The organism is Ensifer sp. 1H6, from assembly GCF_001976035.1.
Classification (GTDB): domain Bacteria; phylum Pseudomonadota; class Alphaproteobacteria; order Rhizobiales; family Rhizobiaceae; genus Ensifer; species Ensifer canadensis.
In genome coordinates, this window is record NZ_MOAI01000002.1 from 182,911 (window position 1) to 207,272 (window position 24,362).

Annotated in this window: 17 protein-coding genes and 2 pseudogenes; 6 read left to right on the plus strand and 13 right to left on the minus strand. The window is 61.9% G+C overall.

Features of this window, described 5'->3' with window-relative positions; genetic code table 11:
* Nucleotides 1–469: 469 nt before the first annotated feature.
* Nucleotides 470–6,936 (plus strand): annotated as a pseudogene (locus tag BKP54_RS03755) (kinesin).
* A gap of 1,273 nt (nucleotides 6,937–8,209) precedes the next feature.
* Here the strand turns inward: BKP54_RS03755 and BKP54_RS03765 are convergent.
* The 6 genes and pseudogenes from BKP54_RS03765 to BKP54_RS35735 form a co-directional block, all read right to left on the minus strand.
* Complete coding sequence (locus BKP54_RS03765; RefSeq protein ID WP_025427195.1) at nucleotides 8,210–9,079, minus strand: cytochrome c1; 870 nt, start codon at nucleotides 9,077–9,079, stop codon at nucleotides 8,210–8,212.
* A gap of 32 nt (nucleotides 9,080–9,111) precedes the next feature.
* On the minus strand, nucleotides 9,112–10,392 hold the full coding sequence (locus BKP54_RS03770) for a cytochrome b/b6 (protein WP_025427196.1): 1,281 nt from the start codon (nucleotides 10,390–10,392) through the stop codon (nucleotides 9,112–9,114).
* 14 nt (nucleotides 10,393–10,406) lie between these two features.
* Nucleotides 10,407–10,969 (minus strand): annotated as a pseudogene (petA, locus tag BKP54_RS03775) (ubiquinol-cytochrome c reductase iron-sulfur subunit).
* Nucleotides 10,970–11,349: 380 nt separating this feature from the next.
* Nucleotides 11,350–13,215, minus strand: a complete 1,866-nt coding sequence (locus tag BKP54_RS03780) for an ABC transporter ATP-binding protein (RefSeq protein ID WP_038576142.1) — start codon at nucleotides 13,213–13,215, stop codon at nucleotides 11,350–11,352.
* 121 nt (nucleotides 13,216–13,336) lie between these two features.
* Nucleotides 13,337–15,190: an ABC transporter ATP-binding protein gene (locus BKP54_RS03785; protein WP_025427199.1), complete on the minus strand. Its 1,854-nt coding sequence runs from the start codon at nucleotides 15,188–15,190 to the stop codon at nucleotides 13,337–13,339.
* On the minus strand, nucleotides 15,174–15,617 hold the full coding sequence (locus BKP54_RS35735) for a hypothetical protein (RefSeq protein WP_144239149.1): 444 nt from the start codon (nucleotides 15,615–15,617) through the stop codon (nucleotides 15,174–15,176). Before BKP54_RS35735 ends, BKP54_RS03785 begins: the two co-directional genes overlap by 17 nt.
* On the opposite strand from BKP54_RS35735, the gene BKP54_RS03790 reads away from it, so the two are divergent.
* Both BKP54_RS03790 and BKP54_RS03795 read left to right on the plus strand, forming a co-directional pair.
* The gene (locus BKP54_RS03790; RefSeq protein ID WP_025427200.1) at nucleotides 15,605–16,177 is read left to right on the plus strand and encodes a GNAT family protein; all 573 of its coding nucleotides are present in this window, start codon (nucleotides 15,605–15,607) and stop codon (nucleotides 16,175–16,177) included. The two genes, BKP54_RS35735 and BKP54_RS03790, sit on opposite strands and share 13 nt — an antisense overlap.
* Before the next feature lie 6 nt (nucleotides 16,178–16,183).
* On the plus strand, nucleotides 16,184–16,645 hold the full coding sequence (locus BKP54_RS03795; RefSeq protein WP_057208691.1) for a tRNA (cytidine(34)-2'-O)-methyltransferase: 462 nt from the start codon (nucleotides 16,184–16,186) through the stop codon (nucleotides 16,643–16,645).
* 77 nt (nucleotides 16,646–16,722) lie between these two features.
* Here the strand turns inward: BKP54_RS03795 and BKP54_RS03800 are convergent, their stop codons facing one another.
* Nucleotides 16,723–17,298 (minus strand): NADPH-dependent FMN reductase, encoded by a 576-nt coding sequence (locus tag BKP54_RS03800; RefSeq protein ID WP_025427202.1) that lies wholly within the window; start codon nucleotides 17,296–17,298, stop codon nucleotides 16,723–16,725.
* A 78-nt stretch (nucleotides 17,299–17,376) separates the two neighbouring features.
* Here BKP54_RS03800 and soxR point away from each other — a divergent pair, with 78 nt between their 5' ends.
* Nucleotides 17,377–17,856, plus strand: coding sequence for a redox-sensitive transcriptional activator SoxR (soxR, locus tag BKP54_RS03805; protein WP_025427203.1), 480 nt, complete (start codon nucleotides 17,377–17,379; stop codon nucleotides 17,854–17,856).
* A gap of 6 nt (nucleotides 17,857–17,862) precedes the next feature.
* Here soxR and BKP54_RS03810 read toward each other — a convergent pair whose 3' ends face one another.
* On the minus strand, nucleotides 17,863–18,123 hold the full coding sequence (locus BKP54_RS03810; protein ID WP_025427204.1) for a hypothetical protein: 261 nt from the start codon (nucleotides 18,121–18,123) through the stop codon (nucleotides 17,863–17,865).
* Nucleotides 18,124–18,421: 298 nt separating this feature from the next.
* Between BKP54_RS03810 and hemF the strand changes: the two genes are divergently transcribed.
* Nucleotides 18,422–19,333: an oxygen-dependent coproporphyrinogen oxidase gene (hemF, locus tag BKP54_RS03815; RefSeq protein ID WP_084814293.1), complete on the plus strand. Its 912-nt coding sequence runs from the start codon at nucleotides 18,422–18,424 to the stop codon at nucleotides 19,331–19,333.
* A 211-nt stretch (nucleotides 19,334–19,544) separates the two neighbouring features.
* Here hemF and BKP54_RS35745 read toward each other — a convergent pair whose 3' ends face one another.
* Complete coding sequence (locus BKP54_RS35745) at nucleotides 19,545–19,721, minus strand: hypothetical protein (protein WP_156407975.1); 177 nt, start codon at nucleotides 19,719–19,721, stop codon at nucleotides 19,545–19,547.
* A 156-nt stretch (nucleotides 19,722–19,877) separates the two neighbouring features.
* Between BKP54_RS35745 and BKP54_RS03825 the strand changes: the two genes are divergently transcribed.
* Entirely contained in the window at nucleotides 19,878–20,150 is a 273-nt protein-coding gene (locus BKP54_RS03825; protein ID WP_025427207.1) for a BON domain-containing protein, read from the plus strand.
* A gap of 7 nt (nucleotides 20,151–20,157) precedes the next feature.
* Here BKP54_RS03825 and BKP54_RS03830 read toward each other — a convergent pair whose 3' ends face one another.
* The 4 genes from BKP54_RS03830 to BKP54_RS03845 all read right to left on the minus strand — a co-directional run bounded on the left by BKP54_RS03830 (nucleotide 20,158) and on the right by BKP54_RS03845 (nucleotide 24,317).
* Nucleotides 20,158–20,775 (minus strand): ABC-type transport auxiliary lipoprotein family protein, encoded by a 618-nt coding sequence (locus BKP54_RS03830; protein WP_025427208.1) that lies wholly within the window; start codon nucleotides 20,773–20,775, stop codon nucleotides 20,158–20,160.
* A gap of 91 nt (nucleotides 20,776–20,866) precedes the next feature.
* Nucleotides 20,867–22,237 carry an MlaD family protein gene (locus BKP54_RS03835; RefSeq protein ID WP_025427209.1) on the minus strand — a complete coding sequence of 457 codons (1,371 nt, stop codon included), beginning with the start codon at nucleotides 22,235–22,237 and terminating at the stop codon, nucleotides 20,867–20,869.
* 102 nt (nucleotides 22,238–22,339) lie between these two features.
* Nucleotides 22,340–23,149 (minus strand): ABC transporter ATP-binding protein, encoded by an 810-nt coding sequence (locus tag BKP54_RS03840; protein WP_057208693.1) that lies wholly within the window; start codon nucleotides 23,147–23,149, stop codon nucleotides 22,340–22,342.
* 13 nt (nucleotides 23,150–23,162) lie between these two features.
* Entirely contained in the window at nucleotides 23,163–24,317 is a 1,155-nt protein-coding gene (locus BKP54_RS03845; RefSeq protein WP_025427211.1) for an MlaE family lipid ABC transporter permease subunit, read from the minus strand.
* Nucleotides 24,318–24,362: the final 45 nt, after the last annotated feature.

A 24,362-nucleotide genomic window follows, 5' to 3' on the forward strand; every position in this document is an offset into this window, starting at 1 on the left:
GCTACGGTTTGCGAGCTATCATCCTCCACGGGCGGGCGCTGCTATCGGCTTAAAACGGGGCGCAATATAGGCAGGAATCTGGGAAAATGGTTAACGCTCGTTAAACCTCCTGATTTCCTTGCCTTTTCCGACCTAAACCCCTTTGCCACATTAAGAATTCATTAGGATTTTAATGAAGCTGGAGTGCTCTTAATTGTAACAACCGGGCTAATGTGTCACTACGATACGGTTAGGAACGGGCTTGCGTACGAAAATGGCAACCGTTCCGGTGGATAAGCTGTGCGAGTGGTGCCCTCGAGGGTCAATTCCGACTATCCATCGAGGAAATGCAGTGGTGTTCAGTAGGGTATTGCGTAGATGTGATGCGCGTATCTTGCCGTCACCGCCCCGGTGAAGTCAGTGCCTGGCCGCAATCGCGGATCAAATGGACACGCTTCATCGCAGGCAAAAGGTAATGAGGCGTATCCCTATGGCGACGAAGAAGAGCAACGAGTCAATTGATGAAAAGGCCTTCCAGGCTCTGGAAGCGGCCCTTAAGATCGATTTTGACGAGCTTAAGTCGAGCCCTAACGACAAGACTTCCTTGGATAATCCGGAGGAAAATGTGTCTGACTCCACTAATCAGGCTGCTCAGCCCGATCACAGCCGAAATGCCAAGCCTCAGCAGGAAGCCCCCCGCGCCGCGCGAGCAAATGACGCCGCACGCGGGCTCGCTCCTGAACCTGCGCCAAAGTCGCCTCCCCTTTCTCCGGCAAACGACGATGGGCGCCGCTCTCCGGCTGCCATGTTGCGCGCCCTCGACGTTCGCTCGAACCGCGCCGCCATCCGTGTCGCAGCCCTCGTTTCGGTGATCTGGGCCGTGGCCGGCATCGGTGTCGCCAACCTGCTCTATGGCCCACAGATCTGGCAGATCCGCTCGCTGAGCGATCTCGCTGCCACCCCGGGTGCCGTCGGCGTCGCCATTGGCATCGCGCTGCCGATCATGCTCTTCTTCTCCTTCGCCATCATGATCGCCCGCGCGCAGGAACTGCGCAACGCCGCGCGCTCCATGGCCGAAGTGGCATTGCGCCTGGCCGAACCGGAAACTGCGGCCGCCGACCGGGTCATGACCGTCGGTCAGGCCGTTCGCCGCGAAGTCTCGGCGATGAACGAAGGCATCGAGCGCACGATTGCGCGCGCCACCGAACTCGAAACGCTGGTTCACTCCGAGGTGAATGCGCTCGAGCGCAGCTACAGCGAAAACGAACTGCGCGTGCGTACGCTGGTTCAGGAGCTGGGCCTTGAGCGCGAAGCCATCATCGGCCACTCCGAGCGCATCCGCTCGACCATCGCCGGTGCGCATGGCAAGCTGAAGGACGATCTCGACCAGGCCGGCGAAGACATCGCCTCGCGCATCGCCATCTCCGGCGAGGCTTTTGCCTCGCTGATCGACACGCGGGCAGCGGCACTCAGCGAAAAGTCCGACACGGCGCTGCAGAACATCAGCACCATGCTGTCGAACCGCACGGACTCGCTCCTTTCCGGCCTGACGGCAGCCGGCCTCGGCCTCAGCAGCGAATTCGACACCCGCCTCGACCAGCTGAGCGATACGCTGACAAAGCGCGGCGAGCAGCTGCTCGGCCAGTTCGAGACCCGCGCCTCCTCGCTCGATGCTAACACTGAAAAGCTGAATGCCGCGCTGAACGAGCGCGCCCGCCAGCTCAATGAAACGCTGATTGCCCGCACCCGCGACCTCAACGAAAGCCTGAGCGTCGGCCAGCAGGCAATTGCCGGCGGCCTCGAAGACGTGCTCGCGACGCTCAACGCCACCCTCGACGAAAAGGGTGCGCATTTCCGCCAGAGCCTGCGCTCCAGCGCCGACGATGCCATCATGGATCTCGATCTGCGCGGCGGATTCTTCGAAGAAAAGCTGCAGACGACAGTCGGCCACCTTGCCACCGCCTTCGACGAACGCTTCCACGAGTTCGCATCGGCCTTCGACAAGCGCGCCAGCTTGCTCGACACCAAGCTGATGGAAAGCCTGCACCGCATCAACGAGACCGTCAGTGGCGGTTCGGATGCCATCGGTGGCGCGCTCGACAGCAGCATCGAGAAGATCGGCTCGGCGCTTTCGGATCAGTCGCTCACACTCGCGACAGCACTCGGCGCCACCCACGACTTCATCGAGGAGACGATCGGCAGCCGCACGTCCGATCTCAGCAACCTGATCGGCGGAGCCCATAGCCGCATCGACAGCGTTCTTTCCGAAAAGACCAGCAGCCTGATGGGCGCCTTGTCCGAGGCTCAGGATCGCATCGAGAACGGCTTTGGCCAGCGCGCAGATGCGCTTGCAAATGCACTGACATCAAGCGAACAGCGCCTGACCGAGGGCCTCGACACCCGCACGGCACAGTTCGTCGATGGCCTGCACGCGGCCCATGCCCGCATCGAGCAGACGCTGACCGGCTCGACCGACGAGATCACCAGCGCCATCGCGGCAAGCCAGCACCGCCTCGACAACACCCTGTCCGAGCGCACCCTTGCCCTTTCGACCGTGCTTTCGACCGGAACGGACGCGATCGAAGGTGCCGTCGGCGAAACGGCCGACCGGCTGGAGCGTGTTCTTTCGGAACGCAGCCAGGCGATTGCAGAAACCCTTTCGACCCAGACATCGGCACTCGACGGCGTTCTCGCCGATCGCTCCGCCCACATCACCTCGACGATGACGGCCCGCGCCAACGAAATGGCAGATTCCCTGAGCCGTCATGCCGAAGACGTCGCCGACAACCTCACCTTCCGCGCCACGGCCGTTGCCGAGACGATGACCGACCGTGTCGGTGAAATCGAACAGAAGCTTTCGGACAGCGTATCCCTCGTTGCCGAAAACCTCGGTGGCCGCGTCAGCCAGATCTCCGACACTCTTACCAACACCAGCGCTCGCATTGCCGAAGACCTCAGCGGCCGCGTGGGCAAGATCTCGGACGTCCTGACGGCCACCAGCGCCCAGATCGCCGAGGCGCTGACCGCGCGCACCACCGAGGCGACAGCCTCGCTCGCCGGCAAGGCGACGGAAATCGAACAGACGCTGACCGGCCGCGCCGAGCACCTGCGCGAAACACTCTCCTCGACCCACGAGCAGATTCGAGCCACGCTCGACGACCGGATCAACGCAATCAACCTCGCCGTCGACCAGGGCCGCGACCAGCTGGAAGGCATGTTGTCCGACCAGTCCGTGTCGATCGCCACCAGCCTTGCCACCAGCGCCAGCATGCTCGAAATGTCGCTCGAAGAGCGCCAAGCGGCACTTGCCGGCATCATCGACCGCAGCGGCGAAACGCTGGAAGCCCGCATGCGCTCGACGACCGGCAACATTGCCGAGCGCCTGGCGGAAACGGCCGGCCAGATCAGCCTCGCCGCCGACACGCTGACCAACCGCGTCGACATGTCGATCAACGGCCTCAACGACCGCCTTGACGACACCGGTCTGCGCATCGAGACAAGCCTTGGCGCGCTTGAAGAGCGCATGCGCGACAGTGCCGAAAATGTCGGTTCGATTGCCGATGCGGCGGGTGTTCGTGTCGAGACCCGTCTTGGCTCGCTCGAAGACCGTATGCGCGGCAGCGTCGATAATGTCAGCACGATCGTCGATGACACGGCCGCCCGCATCGAGACCCGTCTGGGTTCGCTCGAGGGGCGGATGCACGGGAGCGTCGATAAGGTCAGCGTCATCGTCGATGAAACCAGCAGCCTCATCGAATCTCGCCTCGGAACTTTGGAAGACCGCATCCGCGGCAGCGTCGGCAATGTCAACGCAATCGTCGACGACACCGGTATCCGCATCGAGGCCAGCATTGGCACCCTGGAGGATCGTATCCGCGACAGCGTCGGAAGCGTCAATGCCATCGTCGACGATACCGGCGCCAAGATCGAGACAAGTCTCGGTTCTCTGGAAAGCCGTATTCGAGGCAGTGTCGGCAGCGTCAATGCCTTGGTCGATGACACCGGTCTGCGCCTGGAAACGAGCCTCGGCTCGCTGGAGGATCGCGTCCGCGACAGCGTCGACAGTGTCAACGCTATCGTTGACAACGCCGGCCAGCGCATCGCCGACAGCCTCGGTGAGCGTTCCGGCGAGATCGACCGCGTCAGCGAGGAAGCCGCAAGCCGCATCTCCAGCGCCATCAATGCCGGTACGGACCGCATTGAAGAGCGCCTCGGCACCATGGACCGCGCCCTCAACATCGGCCTCGAAAACGTCAACCGCACGATCGAAGGCAAGGCTGCGGTGCTTGTCACCAGCCTGCGCGGCGCCGTCAGCGAAGCGACGCAGGAGATCGACGCCGAGGCCGGCCGGATCGAAGGCAAGACCGCGGACCTCATCAGCAACCTTCGCGGCGCAGTCGGCGATGTGGTCCAGGAACTCGACACCGAAGCCGCCCGCATCGGAGGCAAGGCTGCCGGTCTCGTCACCAGCCTTCGCGGCGCGGTTAGCGAAGCAGCGCAGGACCTCGACGCGGAAGCGGCCCGTTCCGCCGGCCTTCTTTCCAAGGCTGGTCAGGACTTCGCCAATGTGCTGGCGGCCCGCAACGCCGACTTCGCAAATGCCATTGAGCAGACCGCCTCGACAACGGCCGCACGCCATGCCGAACTCGCCCGCTCGGTCGCCGATGCCTCTGACACCGCCACTGCACGCCTTGCCGCCACGCATGGCCAGGTTGCCAGCCACGCCCAGAACATCCAGCAGGGCTTGGCAGATGCCGAAAAGGCACTGGAAGCCCGTGGTGAGGCGATCCGCAGCACGCTCGACGATCGGACCCGCGAACTCAACTCGATGCTCGCCGGCCGCTCTATGGAACTGTCGCGCATCATCGACGAGCAGGCACGCCCGGTCATCGATCAATATGCCGCAACCGGCCGTGAGGCTGCCGAGCGCATCGCCAGCCTGACGAAGGACAGCACCGATCGCCTGCGCGCGGAAAATGCCGCATTGGTCAATGCCATTACCGAACGCACCGGCGAGACGCTCAACGCCATCTCGCTGCGCGCCGAGGAAACGGCAAAGGCGATGAAGATGGTCGAGAACCGTCTGCAGTCGACGGCCCTCGGCCTGATCGACCAGCTCGCCGCCAACAACACGGCGATCGCAACTGTCATCGACCAGGCAAGCGACAATCTCGGCGACATGGACCAGCGGCTGGAGGCTACGGCCACCCGATTCTCCGAAACCACGCGCCAGGCTTCCGACATGCTGTCGACCTCTACGCGCCTCATCGAAGGCAAGGTCGACAAGCTCTCGGACATCTCGGCCTCTACCCTGTCGCAGATCGGCGGCATCGTCGGCCGCTTCGAGGATCACTCCAAGGTGCTCGGCCAGGCCTCGGACCTGTTGGGCGCCGCCCAGTCGAACCTCGTCAGCACACTCGAGGAACGCCAGGATGCCTTGCGCACCCTGTCGGTCGGCCTCGTCCAGCGCTCGGAAGAAATCGAACGCACCATGCGTGCACTCGAAGGCTTCGTCGATGGTGCCTTCCAGCGTGCCGAAGAGCGCTCAGGTCTGGTTGCTGGTAATCTGCGTAGCGGCATCCAGCAATCCTTCTCGGATGTCGGCCGCCTGCTGTCGAGCACCGAACAGCGTGCAGCCGAAGCCGCCGAATCCATGCGCAATGCGCTGGCCCAGGCCGGCGACGAGGCTGGTGCCTCGGTCGAGGCAGTCTTCTCCCGCGCCGAAGAACGGTCGCGCCAGATTGCCGATACGCTGCGCTCCGGCGTCGAGACCTCGTTCGCCGACGTCAACAAGACGCTCTCGGCGGTCGAGGGCCGCGCGCTCGGCGCCTCCGAGGCGCTCCGCCAGGCGATCGCCAAGGTGGGCGAAGATGCGGGTTCCTCAATCGAGGGTGCATTCGCAACCGCCGAGGAACGCTCCAAGGAAGTGGCGTCCCGCCTGCGCGGCAGCGTCGCGTCGTCTGTCTCCGACGTCGAGCGCATGCTTAGCGAAAGTGGCAAGAAGTCCGACGGCGTCGCAATCCAGCTGCGCGACGCCGTTCGCGTGGCGATCGACGACGCCATCGGCCGCTTCAGCGGTGCGACCGACGATATCCGCCGCTCGGCCGGCGAGATCCGCAAGGAACTCGATATGACCCGCGAAGAGCTGAAGCGCAGCGCCTTCGACCTGCCCGAGGAAGCCAAGGAAAACGCCGCCGTCATGCGTCGTGCCGTGGCCGAGCAGATCAAGGCCCTGCAGGAGCTGTCGGAAATCATCGGCAAGTCCTCGACGCAGCTCGAAGTCGCCCAGCCGCTGCGCCAGCAGCCGGTTGCTGCCGCTGCTGTGGCTGCAGCGCCTGTCGCCCGTCCGGTCCAGCAGCCGGTCGCAGAGCCGCGTCGCCAGGATCCGGCGCCTGCCCTGCGCGGCAGCCTCGGCATCGAACAGGCGACCGTCCAGCAGCCTGCCCGGCCCAGCCGGAAACGCAGGCCGTCACCAGCGAAGTCGCAGAAGGCGGTGGCTGGATGCGAGACCTGCTGCGTGCCGCGTCGCGGGAAGAAGCGCCGGCAGCCGCACCGCAGCGCCCGGCAGAAAGCCAGCCGGTTGCCCGCAGCGGCGATAACCGCAACCCGCGCCACGTGGTGGAATCGCTGAACTCGCTTTCGGTCGATATCGCCCGGGCCATCGACCACGACGCATCGGTCGACCTGTGGCGCCGCTACCAGCGCGGCGAGCGCGACGTCTTCACCCGCCGGCTCTATACGCTGAAGGGCCAGCAGACCTTCGACGAGATCAAGCGCAAGTACGACCGCGAGCCGGAATTCCGCACCGCCGTCGATCGCTACATCGCCGACTTCGAAAAGCTGCTCGCCGATGTCGCACGCAACGATCCGGACAAGCGCATCACCCAGACCTACCTTACATCCGACACGGGCAAGGTCTACACGATGCTCGCCCACGCCGCCGGCCGCTTCAACTAAGAGGCAGCCCGACCGGCAAGATTTGACGGCCCCATCGCAAGGTGGGGCCGTTTTCACATGTGTCGTCCACAGCGGAAGCGCGCAACAGGTTCGCGTCCGCATTGAGGGCTTCGAGATGTTCTGCATCGACCCAGTGTGACCCACGGCGCGATGACGGTCGTTGTGTGCCTTACCCAGATACCGCATTGTATCCGGATACCACACTGTCGAACCCAAAATCCCTGCCGCATCATCACCGCCGATCTTCCCCAACCACCCGGTGCCGTCGGGCGCCGAGGATCGACATTGAAAAGTGGCGCGTCGGTGCCAGCACAGTGCCGTTGGCGGCGGCACAGTGCCCTAAGTTCAAGGATGCGCGGCATCGCCAATGTTACGGCGCAAGCACGCCCCAGGAGCGGAAGCCGCTTCACTAGTCCCATTTGAATGGCAGAGTTACTCCACGCGCGTTGCGCGCCAACGTGGGCAGCTTACCGGCGGCTACCTACGGCAAACTGCCGTACTACATCACCGCCGATGCTGCCGAGGTGGCGGAGTACCAAGCACCCAACGGATGACCCTTTCATAGCGTCGGCTGGCCGACGCCATTGTCCACAAGAGTATCCCGCAGCCAATCTTGGCGGTGTGGGCCGGAGTGCAGGAGAACGGCGTTTGCCGCACCGTCGACCACAATCGAGAAAGGCGCGGTTCGAGCTTGGAAAAGCCCGGGCATGTTCGTCGCATGATCAGCAAACGCTGACCAGAAGACAGCAGACATGCCTAGCATTCTAAAATTCTGCCCAGGCCCAGGCGGACGCCCTGCCAGGTTCCGCAGTGGTATGTATCCACACCTTAACTATCTCCTGCGGAAGCTGCCGCGAGCATCTCATGCATCTGGCATTAGCCCGACGCGACAGATGTCGCGGTTCACTCCTCATGACGAGAACGACCTGGCGGCCACCACCATAGTAGCTACGCGGCATTGCGTTGCATCAGCGCGTTTGAGTGCATTCCGGCGGCAGCCGGCACATACCCCCAAAGGCGCTTATTTCGGGAAGTAGCAGCGATCCGACCCACTGGTCCGACGCAACCAATCGCGCCACGGTTCGACAACACGAGACAAGGCTCGGATACCCCATCACCGCATTGACACCAGGTTGCTCTTTCCCGTCCAGGCAGAGCCACCTCATGCGCATTTCGCACCGTCGAACGAAAACAACACCGCGCAAAACAAAAGGCCCCGGACAAACCGGGGCCTTTCTAAGGTTTCGATCAAGCTGGCGAAGCCAGTCTGCGATCAATGTTCCTTGTTGGCGTAAACCGACTTCTTGGTCAGGTAGACGAGACCGGTGAAGATCAGCAGGAACACCATGACCATGAAGCCGGTGCGCTTGCGGTCTTCCAGGTGCGGCTCGGCTGCCCACATCAGGAAGGCCGAAACGTCCTTGGCATACTGGTCCACCGTCTGCGGCGTGCCATCCTCGTAGGTAACCTGATCGTTGGAGATCGGCTGGGCCATCGCCAGCGCAGAAGCGTTGGCGAAGTAAGGGTTGTAGTGCGTGCCTTCGGCGACCTGAACGCCTTCCGGCGGCTCATGGTAACCGGTCAGCAGCGCGTGGATATAATCCGGGCCACCTTCCTGGTAAGGCCAGAACATATCGAAGACGAACTGCGGGAAGCCGCGTTCGATGCCGCGCGCCTTGGCGATCAGCGAGAAGTCCGGCGGTGCAGCCCCGTTGTTGGAAGCAGCAGCTGCTTCCTTGTTCGGGTACGGCGACGGGAAGTGATCCGCAGGCACGGCCTTGCGGGTGTACATTTCGCCGTCAGCGTTCGGGCCGTCCTGAACTTCGTAGTTCGCGGCGAAGGCCTTCACCTGTGCGTCGGAATAGCCGAGGCCTTCGAGCGTACGGAATGCCACCAGATTCATCGAGTGGCAGGCCGAACAGACTTCGGTGTAGATCTTCAGGCCACGCTGCAGCTGACCCTTGTCGTAGTTGCCGAACGGGCCGGCAAACGACCAGTCCTGCTGCTCAGGCTTGTGGATCGGATAGTGGGGCGTGCCGCCGCCATGCTCCGCGCCACCTGCCGCCTCTTCAGCGACAGCAGCTCCGAGACCGAGGCCAGCGACGACAGCAAGTGACAGAATGCCTGTTACAAGCTTTTTCATTGTTGTGGGTTCCTTATCAATCGCTGTTCTGATCAGGCACGTGCGGTGGCCGGCTGTGCCTTCGCATTCTTCTTCTCAAGCACCGCCTCGGTGATGGAATTCGGAATGCGCTTCGGCGTTTCGATCAGGCCGAGGACCGGCATGATGACGAGGAAGAAACCGAAGTAGTACAGAGTGCCGATCTGCGACATGACAACGTACAGGCCTTCCGCAGGGCGCGAACCCAGCCAGCCGAGCAGGATGGCGTTGACCACGAAGATCCAGAAGAACAGCTTGTACCAGGGACGGTAGACAGCCGAACGCACCTTCGAGGTATCCAGCCATGGCAGGAAGAACAGGATGATGATCGAGCCGAACATCACCAGAACGCCACCGAGCTTGGAGTCGATCGGGCCGACATTGAAGGTGATGGCGCGCAGCATCGCGTAGAACGGCAAGTAGTACCATTCAGGAACGATGTGGGCAGGCGTCTTCAGAGCGTCAGCCGGAATGTAGTTGTCCGGATGGCCGAGGAAGTTTGGCTGGTAGAATACGAACCATGCATAGACCAGCAGGAACACGGAGACGCCGAGTGCGTCCTTCAAGGTCGCGTAGGGCGTGAAGGGAACGGTATCGGTCTTCGACTTCACTTCGACGCCGGTCGGGTTGGTCTGGCCGGTGACGTGCAGGGCCCAGACGTGAAGCACGACAACGCCGGCGATCATGAAGGGCAGCAGGTAGTGCAGCGAGAAGAAGCGGTTCAGGGTCGGCTGGTCAACGGCAAAGCCGCCAAGCAGGAACTGCTGGATCCACTCACCCACCAAGGGGAAGGCCGAGAAGAAGCCGGTGATAACGGTCGCGCCCCAGAAGGACATCTGACCCCAGGGCAGAACGTAGCCCATGAAGCCGGCAGCCATCATCAGGAGGTAGATGACCACGCCGAGGATCCAGAGGATTTCGCGCGGTGCCTTGTACGAGCCGTAATAGAGGCCACGGGCGATGTGTAGGTAGACGGCGATGAAGAAGAATGATGCGCCGTTGGCGTGCATGTAGCGCAGCAGCCAACCGTGGTTGACGTCGCGCATGATCTTTTCGACCGAGTTGAACGCAACGGTCGTGTCGGAGGCATAGTGCATGGCCAGCACAATACCGGTCAGGATCTGCACGATCAGCATCACGGAAAGCATGGCGCCAAAGGTATATGCGTAGTTCAGGTTCCGGGGAACCGGATAGCTGATGAAGCTGTCGTGAATCATACGCGGCAGCGGAAGACGGGAATCAACCCATTTCTCAATGCCAGTCGTTGGCGTGTAGGTTGAATGTTCAGCACTCATTATCAGTAGTCCCCTCAACCGATCTTGATAACTGTGTCGGAAACGAACGAGAAGGTCGGCACGGCGAGGTTCTCCGGCGCCGGACCTTTACGGATTCGGCCGGCCGTATCGTAGTGGGAACCATGGCAGGGACAGAACCAGCCACCGAAATCACCGGCCTGACCAAGCGGCACGCAGCCGAGATGGGTACAGGAGCCGATCATCACGATCCAGTTTTCCTTGCCTTCGCCGGCGAGCGATCGAGATCGTTCGCCTCGGCGTCGGTCGGAAGGTTGGCGTTGCGCGCAACCGGATCCTTGAGGTCGGCAAGAGCGACCGCCTTGGCCTCTTCCACTTCCTTCTCAGTGCGGTTGCGGATGAAGATCGGCTTGCCGCGCCATTTGGCCGTCAGCGACATGCCGGCCTGCAGGCTCGACACATCGACCTCGATCGAGGCGAGAGCAAGCGTCGAAGCATCCGGACGCATCTGGTCGATGAATGGCCAAGCGACCGCGCCGGCGCCGACGACGCCCGCCATGCCGGTGGCCAGGTAAAGGAAATCGCGGCGAGTGGGCTCGCCCGAGGTCTCGCTTGAAATGTCGTGTTCGCTCACGGCTAAACCATCCTCTCACGCAATGTTGCGGAAACCGCATCCGCCCAGCGAGATCCCTGCCCTTGCGGTTTCACCTAGGTCAAGGAAGCACGCCCAATCAATGTGCTGACACCTTAGCCGGTTTGCTGTTGCAAACACGTTATCGGGCGTCAGAATCCGAAAAGTGCTGCGCGCACACGGCTCGCAGATTCCCCGTCAATCCGGCGCGTTCTATGCTTGATCGCAAATTATGTCCAGCCTTGACAAGGGTGGGTGGGCAGATTGTCGCGGGGAAAAGCGCGGCCGATTGGCACAAGGACTTGACGGTCGTCATTGCAGTTGGCCGGCGGCCGTTCGAAGGGTGGAGAAAAGGCGACGAGGCCGCCCTACTCTGCCGCTTCTTCGCGTGCCAGAAAGCCGCCGGATTGCCGCGACCAGAGGTCAGCGTAAAGACCGCCCCGAGCGATCAGTTCGGCGTGGGTTCCGTCCTCGACGATCCGGCCCTTATCCATGACGACGAGCCGATCGAGAGCGGCGATCGTCGACAATCGGTGTGCGATAGCAAGCACCGTTTTTCCTTGCATCAGCCGGTCGAGATTGGACTGGATTGCCGCCTCGACTTCGGAATCGAGCGCCGACGTCGCCTCGTCGAGAACGAGGATCGGCGCATCCTTGAGCATGACGCGGGCAATCGCGATACGCTGCCTCTGCCCGCCAGAAAGCTTGACGCCGCGTTCACCGACATGGGCATCGAAACTCCTGCGGCCGCGCTGGTCCTGGAGATCGAGAATGAACTCGTAGGCCTCGGCCCTCTCGGCTGCGATGATCAATTGCTTGTCGGTTGCATCCGGGTGGCCGAAAAGGATGTTGTCCCGGATGGAGCGGTGCAGCAGCGAGGTGTCCTGGCTGACCATGCCGACCTGTGCGCGCAGCGATTCCTGCTTCACCGTCGAAATGTCCTGCCCATCGATCAGGATGCGCCCGCCCTCGAGGTCGTAGAAGCGCAACAGCAGGTTAACGAGCGTTGACTTACCGGCGCCCGAACGGCCGACGATCCCGACCTTTTCGCCTGGACGGATCACGAGCGAGAAGTCGTCGATGACGCCGGCACTCTTGCCGTAATGGAACTTCACATGCTCGAAACGGATTTCCGGCTCGCTGACCGACAACTCCTTGGCATCCGGTTTGTCCACAAGACCGATCGCCTGGGAGACGAGCTCGGCCGAATTCTGGATCGTGCCGATGTTGCGCATGATCGAGTTGAACTGCGTCATCATCCGGCCGAGCAGCATGTTGAGTCGCAGCACCAGCGCCAGCGTGAAGGCAACCGCACCCGAACTGATCGCACCGCCAAGCCAGAGGTGGATGGCATAGACGGCGATGGCCGCGATCATCATGCCCGAAAGCAGCGCAAGCGAGGCACGCACGGCCGTCAGTAGCCGCGTGAAGGGGATCACCGCCCGCTGGAAGCGATCGAAGCCGGCGCGGATATAGCGGTCGTTCTCGTCGTCGCGACCGAACAGTTTCAATGTCTGGATGTTCGAATAGGCATCAACCATCCGCCCGTTCAGCATCGAGGCCATTTCAGCCGTATCGCGCGCGTGCTTGCGGATGCGCGGAACGAAGTAGCGCGCCAGCGCCAGGAAGAGGACGATCCAGAACGCGACCATTGCCGCCAGCCGCCAGTCGAGCTGGGCGATGAGCGCCATGGTCGAGGCGGTATAGATGACGATGAACCAGACGACCTGCAGCAGCGAGACGATCAGATCGCTGGTCGCCTGCGCGCCGGACCAGACTTTCGTCACGATCCGGCCGGAAAAATCGTTCTGGAAGAAGGAAAGCGATTGCCGAGCGACGTGGGTGTAGGTTTGCCAGCGCACGAGATTGAGGAAGCCGGTGATGATCGACTGCTCCTCGACGAGCGCTGCCAGCGACACCGCGACGAAGCGGAACACCAGCACCGTCAGCAACATGAACAGAAGCTCTGGCCCGTTGGCGGAAATTAGCCCGCTCCAGCCCGCTTCGGGCTTCACAGTGTCGAGCAGATCGACCAGCCGTCCGACGAAGTAGAAGAGCCCCGCCTCCAGCATGGCGACAAGGCCCCCGAGGATGGCCATCGCCAGAAACGGCCCTTTGGCCTGGCGGGCGTAGAACCAGGCAAAACCCCACAGCGATTTCGGCGGCTGCAATCGCTCGCGCGGCGCAAACGGCTTGATCCAGTTCTCAAAGATGCTGACGATGGCGCTGAGCATGTTTCCGATATAGGCGGTTCGGCGGCAACAGCAATCGGTTTCCACCATCGGGCGCATTACAAATGCGTTAGGTGACGTGGCAAAACCCCGCCGCCCGCATGGGCGGCAGGGTCACAGCGGATCACTCCGCCGCTTCTTCCTTCTCGGTATCGTCGGCGATGAAGCCGCCCGACTGGCGTGACCAGAGGTCGGCGTAAAGGCCGCCCTTGGCCACGAGTTCGGCATGCGAACCGGTTTCGACGATCCGCCCGGCCTCGAGGATGACCAGGCGGTCCATTTCCGTCAGCGTCGACAGGCGGTGGGCGATCGCGATCACCGTCTTGCCAGCCATCAGCGCGAACAGGTTCTCCTGGATCGCCTGCTCGACTTCGGAATCGAGCGCTGATGTCGCTTCGTCGAGGACGAGGATCGGCGCGTCCTTGAGGAAGACGCGGGCGATCGCGATACGCTGGCGCTGGCCGCCGGAGAGCTTGACGCCCCGTTCGCCGACCTGGGCGTCGAGCCCCTTGCGCCCCTGGTTGTCCTCGAGCGCCTGGATGAACTCCCAGGCATTCGCCCGCTTCGCAGCCGCGGTGATCGCCTCGTCGTCGGCTTCCGGGTGTCCATAGGCGATGTTGTCGCGAATGGAGCGGTGCAGCAGCGAGGTATCCTGCGTGACGACGCCAATCTGGGCGCGCAGGCTATCCTGGGTGACGGTGGCGATATCCTTGCCGTCGATCCGGATTGCGCCTGACTCCACGTCGTAGAACCGCAATAGCAGGTTCATCAGCGTCGTCTTGCCGGCACCCGAGCGTCCGACCAGGCCGATCTTCTCGCCCGGCTTGATGTCGAGCGACAGGTGATCGATGACGCCCTTTGCCTTGCCGTAGTGGAAGCGGACGTTGTCGTAGGTGATCGCACCCTTTTCCGCCTTCAGCGCCTTGGCATCCGGTTCGTCGACGATGTCGTGCGCCTTGGTCATCATGCCGATACCGTCATAGACAGTGCCAATGTTCTCGAACAGCGCCGAGACTTCCCACATGATCCATTGCGACATGCCGTTGATGCGCATGGCCAGACCAACGGCGATCGCGATCGCGCCGACCGAGATGGCACTTGTCAGCCACAGGTGAATGCCGAGCGCGCTGATTGCAAACAGCGCGATGCTGTTGTTGGCGTAGACCAGCACGTGGAACAGCGTCACCTTGCGCATCTGGCGATGCACCGTGTCGAGGAAGCCGTCCATGCCGGCGCGCGCATACGTTTCCTCGCGGCCTGCATGCGAGAACAGCTTGACCGTGCCGATGTTGGTGTAGCTGTCGACGATACGGCCCGTCATCATCGATCGCGCGTCCGCCTGCTCCTTGGAAATCTTCTGCAACCGCGGCACGAAATAGGTAACGATGCAGATGTAGATCACCAGCCAGACGGCGAGCGGCGTCACCAGCCGCCAGTCGGCAGCGGCAACGACGATCAGCATCGTGACGAAATAGCTGACGACATAGACGAAGACGTCGAGGATCTTCATCACCGTTTCGCGAACCGCAAGCGAGGTCTGCATGACCTTGGTCGCCACGCGGCCGGCGAACTCGTTGGCGAAGAACGTCATGCTCTGGCGCAGCAGATAGCGGTGCATCTGCCAGCGGGCGATCATCGGGTAATTGCCGAGCAGCACCTGGTGCATGATGAACGAATCGATCGCCACCAGCAGCGGCAGGCCGATCAGAACCAGGCCGCCCATCCAGATCAGCCGGTGACCTTCCGCCTGCAGGAAGGTGTCGCGATTGGCACTCGACAGCCAGTCGACCATGTTTCCGAGAAACTGGAACAGCGCCACTTCGCCGATGGCGATGAGCATGGTGCAGACCGACATGATGAGCAACCACGGAACTGCGGGCTTGGAATAGTGCCAGCAGAAGCCGAAAAGGCTCTTCGGCGGAAGCACGGGCTCTTCCGTCGGATAGGGATTGAGGCGGGATTCAAACCAGCCAAACATAGACTTGCTCCTTCAGAGTATTTTGAAGGAAGGCGGGAATTTGCCCCGCATTCTTTATCGTGAAAATTTCAGTCCGGAAATGCTGCCCGCCATAGCGGTTTGTCTTCCGGAGTTCCGGAAGCGCGCATCGATCTCTTGAAAGATAAGTCGCGGAACCGGTCAGGCCAAACGGTGGCCCATCACTCCTGGAAGGCGTGTCAACATCAATACAGTCATCATTGCCTCCGTCGGTTCGCGTTGAAGAGAGGTTCTCTCTACCCCTAATCGCGTCGACATGCCAGATTGTCGCAGGCACTTTCCTGCCTGTTTTTTCATCGTTCGGTCGGATGTTGCTCATTCGGCACAGATTAGACACCGCGAAATCAAACGGAAACGACACATGGCAGGCGCGTCCGGCATTGGTAGGAGACGCATATGAACGCATCATCGACGCCCCCTCCCGAATTGAAAGGACAAGGTTTCCATCTGAGGCGGCCGCAAGGGGGCGACGTCGAGGCGCGACTGGCGCTCGGGCGGGATCCCGAGATCCACCGCATGTTCGGTGGCAGCGCCACCTTCGCCCGCGCTTTCGGACAAGCGGATGCAGAAGCGTGGGTGCAACACCTCGTCGAGCATCCAGCTGCCTGGATCATCGATCGCAACGGGCCAATTGGCGAAGTCAGGCTCGACAATATCAACCGGGTCGACCGGCGCGCCTCCTTTGCCATCGGCATCTTCAATCCGAAATTGCTCGGCCAAGGGCTTGGCACTGCCGTCACCAAGCTTGTATTGGCGCATGCGTTCGGCGCGCTCGGCCTGCACCGTGTTTCGCTGCGCGTGCTTGCCTTCAACGAGCGCGCCATCGCCAGCTACCGCAAATGCGGCTTCTCGGTCGAGGGACGAGAGCGAGAGACGGCGCTGATCGACGACGCCTGGCACGACGACATCATGATGGGGATTCTGGCGCATGAATTCTCCGCCGCAAAAGACAAGTCGCAAGAAAAGTGAACAGACGTGAGTGACCTCCGCATTGCCCTCTACCAGCCCGACATTCCCGGCAATACCGGCACGATCCTGCGCCTTGCTGCCTGCCTCGGCCTTGCCGTCGATGTCATCGAGCCGGCGGGCTTCGACCTTTCCGACCGCAATCTCAAGCGCGCCGGTATGGACTATATCGCCTCGGTCACCCTCACCCGCCACATCAACTGGGAACGGTTCGAGGCGTGGCGGGTGCCGACCGGCCGAAGGCTTGTGCTCGCCTCCACCAAGGCCGCCGAGCCCTATACCCGCTTTGAATTCAGGCCCGACGATATCCTGCTGTTCGGTCGGGAAAGCGCCGGTGTGCCAGACCATGTGCATGATCGCGCGGAAGGCCGCATCCTCATCCCGATGGCCGAGGGGCAACGGTCGCTCAACGTCGCCATGTCTGCTGCGATGATCGCCGGCGAGGCGATCCGGCAAGTGCAACTGCTCTGAAAAACATCGCATGGTAATGCCCTGCCTTTCCCGATGGGGGGTGACGATGGGCGCGGCCAACGGCAGCGCCCCAAAATTCAGGCGGCAACCTCGTTGTAGGGCGTCGCCTTGCGGGCCTGCTTCAATGTCCGCGCCCACCAGATGAGCCGATCCATCATCAGGAACAGCGGCGCACGCAGCTCCTCGGGCTTGTAGAGGTTGCCGGCCGCATCGAACTTCGACCAGGCTTTGGCAAACTGGACGCCGTCGCGCAGCGTCACCGCATGCAGCTCGGCAAAGACTTGGCGCAACTGCTCGACGGCGCGGATGCCGCCGGAAGCGCCGCCATAGGAGACGAAGGCGACGGGCTTGGCATGCCACGGCTCGTAGACCGAATCGATCAGTTCCTTCAGCGCGGCCGGGTAGCCGTGATTGTATTCCGGCGTCACCACCAGGAAGGCATCCGCTTCGGCCACCTTGCGCTCCAGCCACTCGCCGGGATTGACCGTGGCGCCGACGCCGCGCGATGCCCTCAGCCGTGCCGGATCGATGACCGTGAGATTGAAGACGTTCGAATCCGAGATCTCACGGATCAGCCAGTTGGCGACCGTGTCGCAGAAGCGCCCCTGCCGGGCGCTGCCGTAGATCACCGCAAGCGTCATTTTCTCTGTCATGGGGATCAGCTCCTTGTTGTGAATTCCATGGAGCTCATGCTATAAAACCTCAACATTAGTTGAGGTCAATAGCCCGCCATGACGATTGTAAGAAACAGCGAAATGCGACGCGAACTGACCGTCGGCGAAGTCGCCGAACGCAGCGGCGTCGCCGTTTCCACCTTGCATTTCTATGAGGCCAAGGGTCTGATCCGCAGCAACCGCAGCCGCGGCAACCAGCGCCGCTATCCCCGAAGCGTGCTGAGGCGCGTGGCGGTGATCAAGGTGGCGCAACGGACCGGAATTCCGCTTTCGGAAATCCAGGCGGCGCTGACGGTGCTGCCCGACGACCGGCCCCTGACGGTGCAGGATTGGGCTCGGCTGTCGGAAAGCTGGCACGAGCAACTGAATGCGCGCATCGCCAGCCTGATGGCGCTACGCGACCACCTGACGAGCTGTATCGGCTGCGGATGTCTGTCGCTCAGGGAATGTCCGCTGCGCAACCCCTACGATGTGCTCTCGATGGAAGGCGCCGGCCCTCGGCTGATGGATGCGACGGAAGAGGACGGCCAGCCCTAGGAGGCCTCAGTCTGCAGTCGGCAGGCGGCGCATGGTGAACTCGATCTCGTCGCCGTCGAGCTGGCGCCAGCTTTCCACTTCGGTCCAATAGGCGGCTTTTGGCCAGGTATCGAACCATTCGCGCGCCTTGGCGCGGGCCGCACTTCGATCGAGCCGAAAGGTTTCACGCACGAAAAGGCCATCGCCTCGTGTCGGATTGTCCCGGCGATGCCGGGCGATCTGGCGCCGCAAACCATCGAGCGGCGGACCTGCGGGTATTCTTGCCATGGGCCATACCTCTGGAGGTAAAGATAGTGTGAGTATCGGGCCATTGCGAGTCCGTTTTACACCGCCCATACGATGCGGCAGACTGCAGCGCGGCGCGCCAAATATGACGCGCAAAGGACGCTGCAGCGCTTTAGACTTGCTGCATAATTTTCTCCTTAAATCGAATCTGATTTAAGGAATTATGCAGTAGCCCGATGGCCCCTCCGCCGTTGCCAATCCGGCGGAAATATGAACTGTGGCCCATATCAACGAATCGGCGGCTTTCCGGCGCGCAAAGCCGCGAACAGGACAAATTTTCATGGAACGACCGCAACTACCCCAGGGGCTGCCTGCCGATATCGAAGACAAGAAGGCAGCAGCCAGAGCCTGGTTCGAAAGCCTGCGCGATACGATCTGCGCCGCTTTCGAGGCTGTCGAAGACGACCTGACCGGCCCGCTGTCCGACCGTGAACCGGGCCGCTTTGTCGGCAAGGAATGGAGCCGGGACGGCGGCGAAGGCGGCGGCGGTCGCATGTCGATGATGGAAGGTCGCGTCTTCGAGAAGGTCGGCGTACACACCTCGAACGTCTTCGGCGAATTCTCACCGGAATTCCGTGAGCAGATCCCCGGCGCCAGCGAAGACCCACGCTTCTGGGCATCGGGTATCTCGCTGATCGCGCATCCCGTGAACCCCAATGTGCCGGCCGTTCACATGAACACCCGCATGGTCGTCACCACCAGCAACTGGTTCGGCGGTGGCGCAGACCTGACGCCGGTGCTCGACCGCCGCCGCGTCATGACCGACCCTGACACGCAGCTGTTCCACCGCGCGATGGAGATCACCTGCAACCGTCACTCGGTGGCTGATCACGCCAGGTACAAGCAGTGGTGCGACGAGTACTTCTTCCTGAAGCACCGCAACGAGCCGCGCGGGACCGGTGGCATCTTCTACGATTGGCTTCAGTCTCCGGCCGAGCAAGGCGGTTGGGACGCGGACTTCGCCTTCACGCGTGATGTCGGCAAGGCGTTCGCGCTTGTCTACCCCAAGATCGTGCGCACCAATTTCAATACGCCCTGGACCGAGGAAGATCGCGACGAGCAGCTCGTGCGTCGCGGCCGCTATGTCGAGTTTAACCTGCTCTACGACCGCGGCACCATCTTCGGCCTGAAGACCGGCGGCAATGTCGAGTCGATCCTCTCGTCCCTGCCCCCGGTCGTGCGCTGGCCCTAAAAAATTTCTACTGCATGTTTCCTTAAATCCTATTCGATTTAAGGATAAAAACACGCAGCAACTCAAGGTGCTACAGCGACCTTTGCGCGTCTCATAAGACGCGCGGCGCTGTAGGAAAAGTGCGAAGCGGTTTCCGTCAGGAAATACTTGGAAATGAAGAGATAGAGCGTTTCTGAGGCTCCTTTTGAACGAAACCGAAGGTGCGCGGACGTCATTTGCAGATGCGCACCTTCTTGATCACCACCCGGCCATAGGCGCCATAGGTCTGCACCGTCTTGACCACGCAGGTCTGTCGATAACCGTAGCTGTAGTTGCCGGCTTTTGCCGGAATGGCGAGAGCAATGACAGTCGTCATCGCGAGCGCGACGGCGAAGAGAGAATGGCGCATGAATGGTTCCCCGTTCGAATTCTGCGGCCAGGAATGACGTGCGATCCGCATGTCCGAGCCATCGCACGAAAGCCTGGATTGCGCTGTTTCGATTGGAACAGCTGAACAAATCGTCGAGCGCCGCGTTGTCCTTCCATCGAGGAAGGGGGCCGGACCATGATCTTCAAGAAGCGCACATTTCACGGCAGCGAACCGGATCGCAGCACCGGGGATCACCCCGCCGAGCTGGAACGTCGCGTGGCGCATGGCCTTGCGGTGACGCCCGGGCTCGATGCATCCGACGTCACGGTTGTCTGCCAGGGAAATACGATCGTGCTTGCGGGGCATGTCGCCACGAAGGCCGAATCCGCCCGCGCCGAAGAAGCCGCAAGACTGACGAAGGGGGTGGCAGAAGTGGTCAACCGCATCGAGGCGGCAGAGGGAAGATAGGACTGGCTCAGATAGAACCGAGCGTCCAGCCGACGATCTCGGATGCGACCGTCGCGAACGCCTGATCGAGGGCCCTGACGAAGGCCGGGTTGCCGGTGCCCTTGACGCCGGCCGTGGCGCGGAATGCCTTCTGCGCCCGCACAGTGCCGTTCCGGTCATTGACGATCTTTGCAAAGATCTCGACGACCGCCGTATCGGCGCCTTCGGTCGAGATCTCGAAGGAGCGGATCTCGCTGATCACCTGATAGTCGATCGCCAGCCCCTCGCCGGGCTTGCCGACGCCCGCCACCTTGCCGGTATTCTCGAACGCCTGAACCAGCTTTGCCTGCACCATGCGCGGCAGGCGGTCGCTCCATTGTGCCTTGGACAGATACTGCAGCTCCGAACCGGAAAGACGGATGACGACCTGGTCGCTGTCGAGCGCTTTCAGCGCCGTCGGTTCCGGCACGAGTATCTGCTTGCTGGTCGCAGCCCGTCCTTCGACGACCGGCGACGCGGAAAGGCTGAATGTATCGTTGACGGCAGCACCGGCGCCGCACCCGGCCAACAAGACAGCCAGCGTGAAAACCAGGGCAGAGCGTTTCGCTCCCGTCTCACGCATACACACCAGCCCCGGAAAATTCATACTGCCCAAACCCTTGTCCAATTCGCAGCACCTTAGAGCGCTCTTTAATGAAAGCAACCCGCCGGCCCCACCCGGCTTTGTCTTACCTGATTCAGCGTCGGGTGCGACCATCGTATTGCTTGACTGTTTCGCCGCCGAACAGCAGGCGTTGCGGATTCTTGTCGAATGTCGAAATCGTATTCTCGAGGCTCTGCACGGTGCGACGTGTATCGGTCACCAGTGCCTCGACATCGCGAAGGCCGGAGCCGGAGAACCGCTTCAGATTGTCTGCAATCGGGCCGATCTGGGCGTTGAGGTTGTCGGCCATCTTGCGGAACGATTCGAGCGTGGTGCGCGCCTCGGCCGAAAGCGACGGTGCGTCGGCATCGCCGAGGAACCCATCGACCTTGACGAGGATGCTGTCGACGCGGCTGGAGGCAGCATTCAGCTTGCTGGCCATCTGGGTCACGTCGGTGATCGTGCGATCGATGTCCTGCTGGCGCGCCGTGATCTTCTCGGCAAACTGCGTGATGTTGGCGACCGTCCTGCGGGCGTCGGCACTTGCTGCCGAAATGTCGTTGACAACAAGTTCGACCTTCTGCTTGTCGACGGCAGCCACCAGCGTATCGACGCGCTCGAGCGTCTTCTGCGCATTCTTGCCGAACTGGTCATAGGTCTCGACCGTGCGCTTGAACGCTGCAATGGTTTCGGAAACGCCGCCTGAGGCGGCCTTCAGGTCATTGCTAAGCTGCTCAACGTTGCTGACGATATGATCGATCTTTTTCGGATCGACCGACTTCACCAGCACGTCGGCCGAGGCAAGGGTCGAATCAAGCTTCTTCGACGCGGCATTGATCGATGCCGAAAGCTCGGTCACGCTTTTCAGGAAGTCGTCGATTGCGCCGGAATTGTCGGCAAGCGCCTTGGAGAATTTCTCGGCATTGCCGATCGTGCTGGTCAGGGGGCCGCGCACGTCCTTGACGAAGCCCTGGATGTCGCTGATCGCATCGTCGGCGCGGTCCATGATCTTGTCCGCTGTCGCGAGCAAGCTGGTGACGCTCGACTGGTCGGCAAGAATGCGCGCCTGCGTACCATTTTCAACGGCGCTGCGCAGGATGTTCTCATCGCCCTTGTTGCCACCGCTCAGCTCGATATAGGCAGAACCCGTCAAACCTTGCACTTCGAGCGTCGCCTTGGTCGATTTCAGCACGGGCGCATCGATGGAGACTTCCGTGACAGCAATCGAGTAACGCGGATCGTTGGCGTCGATCGCCAGATTGCGCACCGAGCCGACGGGAATGCCGTTGAAGCGAACAGGCGAGCCGACGGAGAGCCCGTTGGCGGAACCCGGAATGTTGACGACCAGCTCGACCATCTCGCCGCTGCGGCCGTATTGCGACATCCAGTAGACGAAGCCGAAGGCAGCCGCGATCACGAACACCGTGAAGAAGCCGACAATGGCGTAGTTCGCTTTAGTTTCCATTCGTCCCGACTACCTCAGTGGCCATCCTATCGGCCGTTCTTCTGCTTCAGACACCCCGGAAGATGTCCAAGACACCCGGGATCGCCCGCCGGCTTCCTGACGCTATTCGTCGTGCCGCACGATCGACCGCGCCCGTTTGCCCCGGAAATAGGACTGCACCCAAGGATCGTCACAGGCCAACATGTCCTCGACGGTCCCCTCGACCAGAACCTTCTTGTTTCCGAGCACCGCAATGCGATCGCAAACCGAAAACAGGCTGTCGAGGTCGTGAGTCACCATATACACGGTCAATCCGAGCGTGTCGCGCAGCTTGGCGATCAACTCATCGAACTCGGCCGCGCCGATCGGGTCGAGGCCTGATGTCGGCTCGTCGAGAAAGACGAGATCGGGGTCGAGCGCGAGCGCGCGGGCAAGTGCGGCTCGCTTGATCATGCCGCCCGAAAGCTCGGATGGGTATTTGTCGGCCGCCTCCGGCGCCAGACCTACCAGCTCGATCTTCACGCGCGCCAGTTCGTCCATCAGGCTCTGCGGCAGGTCGAGATATTCGCGCATCGGCACCTGGATGTTTTCACGCACCGTGAGGGCCGAAAAGAGTGCGCCGTGCTGAAAAAGCACGCCGAGACGCATGTCGAGCGCGATCCGGTCAACCTCGGACATCCTGTCGTATTCCGCGCCAAGGATCTTGATCGTGCCGGAGCGCTTGGCCAGAAGCCGCAGCACCGTGCGCATCAACACCGACTTTCCGGTACCCGAGGCACCGACGAAGCCGAGGATTTCGCCGCGAAAAATCTCGAGGTTGAGCTTGTCGAGCACGATGTGGGAGCCGAAGCCGACCGTCAGGTCGCGCACGGACAGAACCGCTTCGTGTTCGTAGGCCGGATCCTGCTGTCTTTCCGTGGCTGCTGTGCTCATCGTTCCATCCGCCTCAGAAATCGATCGCTGCGTAGAACATGGCAAACAGGCCGTCGATCAGGATCACCACGAAGATCGATTTGACCACCGAAGAGGTCACGTGGCGGCCAAGCGATTCGGCGCTGCCGCCAACCTTCAGGCCTTCGACTGCCGCCACCACGCCGATGATCAGCGCCATGAACGGCGCCTTGATCATGCCTGCCGCAACCGATGAGAAATCCACGGCCTCCTGCAGGCGCGACAGGAAGGTCGCAACGGTGATGCCCGAATAGGTCCAAGCGACCAGCGCCGCACCGGTCAGTGCTGCGAAGTTGGCAATGATGGTCAGGAGCGGCAACGCGATCGTCAGCGCCACGAGGCGCGGAAACACCAAGACGCCGACGGGGCTGAGGCCCATGACCTTCAGCGCGTCCACCTCCTCGCGCATCTTCATCGAACCGATCTCGGCCGTGATCGCGCTGCCCGAACGCCCGGCGATCATGATGGCGGTCAGCAGCACGCCGATTTCGCGCAGTTGCAGGATGCCGACCAGATCGACGACGAAGACTTCGGCGCCGAAATAACGCAGCTGGAATGCGCCTTGCTGCGCAATGATCGCACCGATCAGGAAGGACATCAGCATGATGATCGGCACGGCCTTGACGCCCATGCGGTCGATCTGGTGAACGATGGCCGCCGGCGAGACGCCACTGTGCCGCCCGAGCTTGAGCTGGGCACCGCGAACCGCCGAGCCGAGAATGTACATCGCCGCGACGGTATCGTTCCAAGTGGCGATCATCACCTCGCCGACCGGTGCGAACAGCCGCTGGAACAGCGGAAGATGTTCGCTTTCGTCCTCCGGTGCCGGCAGTTCCGCCGGTAGCGCGCCGATCAGCTCGACATAGCGTTGACCGCCGTCGACGAACTGGATCTCGTCCTTTTCAGGTCCGGCAAGCCGCGTCATGAAGCGCCGGATGATCCAGGCGCCGGCCGTGTCCATAGCCGTCACACCCGACAGATCGAACTGCCTGACGCTGCTGCCCTTGCGCGCAAGCTGTTCGAGCTTGGCGGCCATGGCTTCAGCTGTCTCGTGCCGCCAGACGCCTGAAAAGACATACGCGCGTTCCGAGCCTCCGGCGTCTCCACTGAGCGCGACATCCGCAACGATCTTGGTCTGGGAACGCGTCACCTGGTCTCTGTCATCCCGATTTGCTAACCGCTCGTAAAAGCTTGC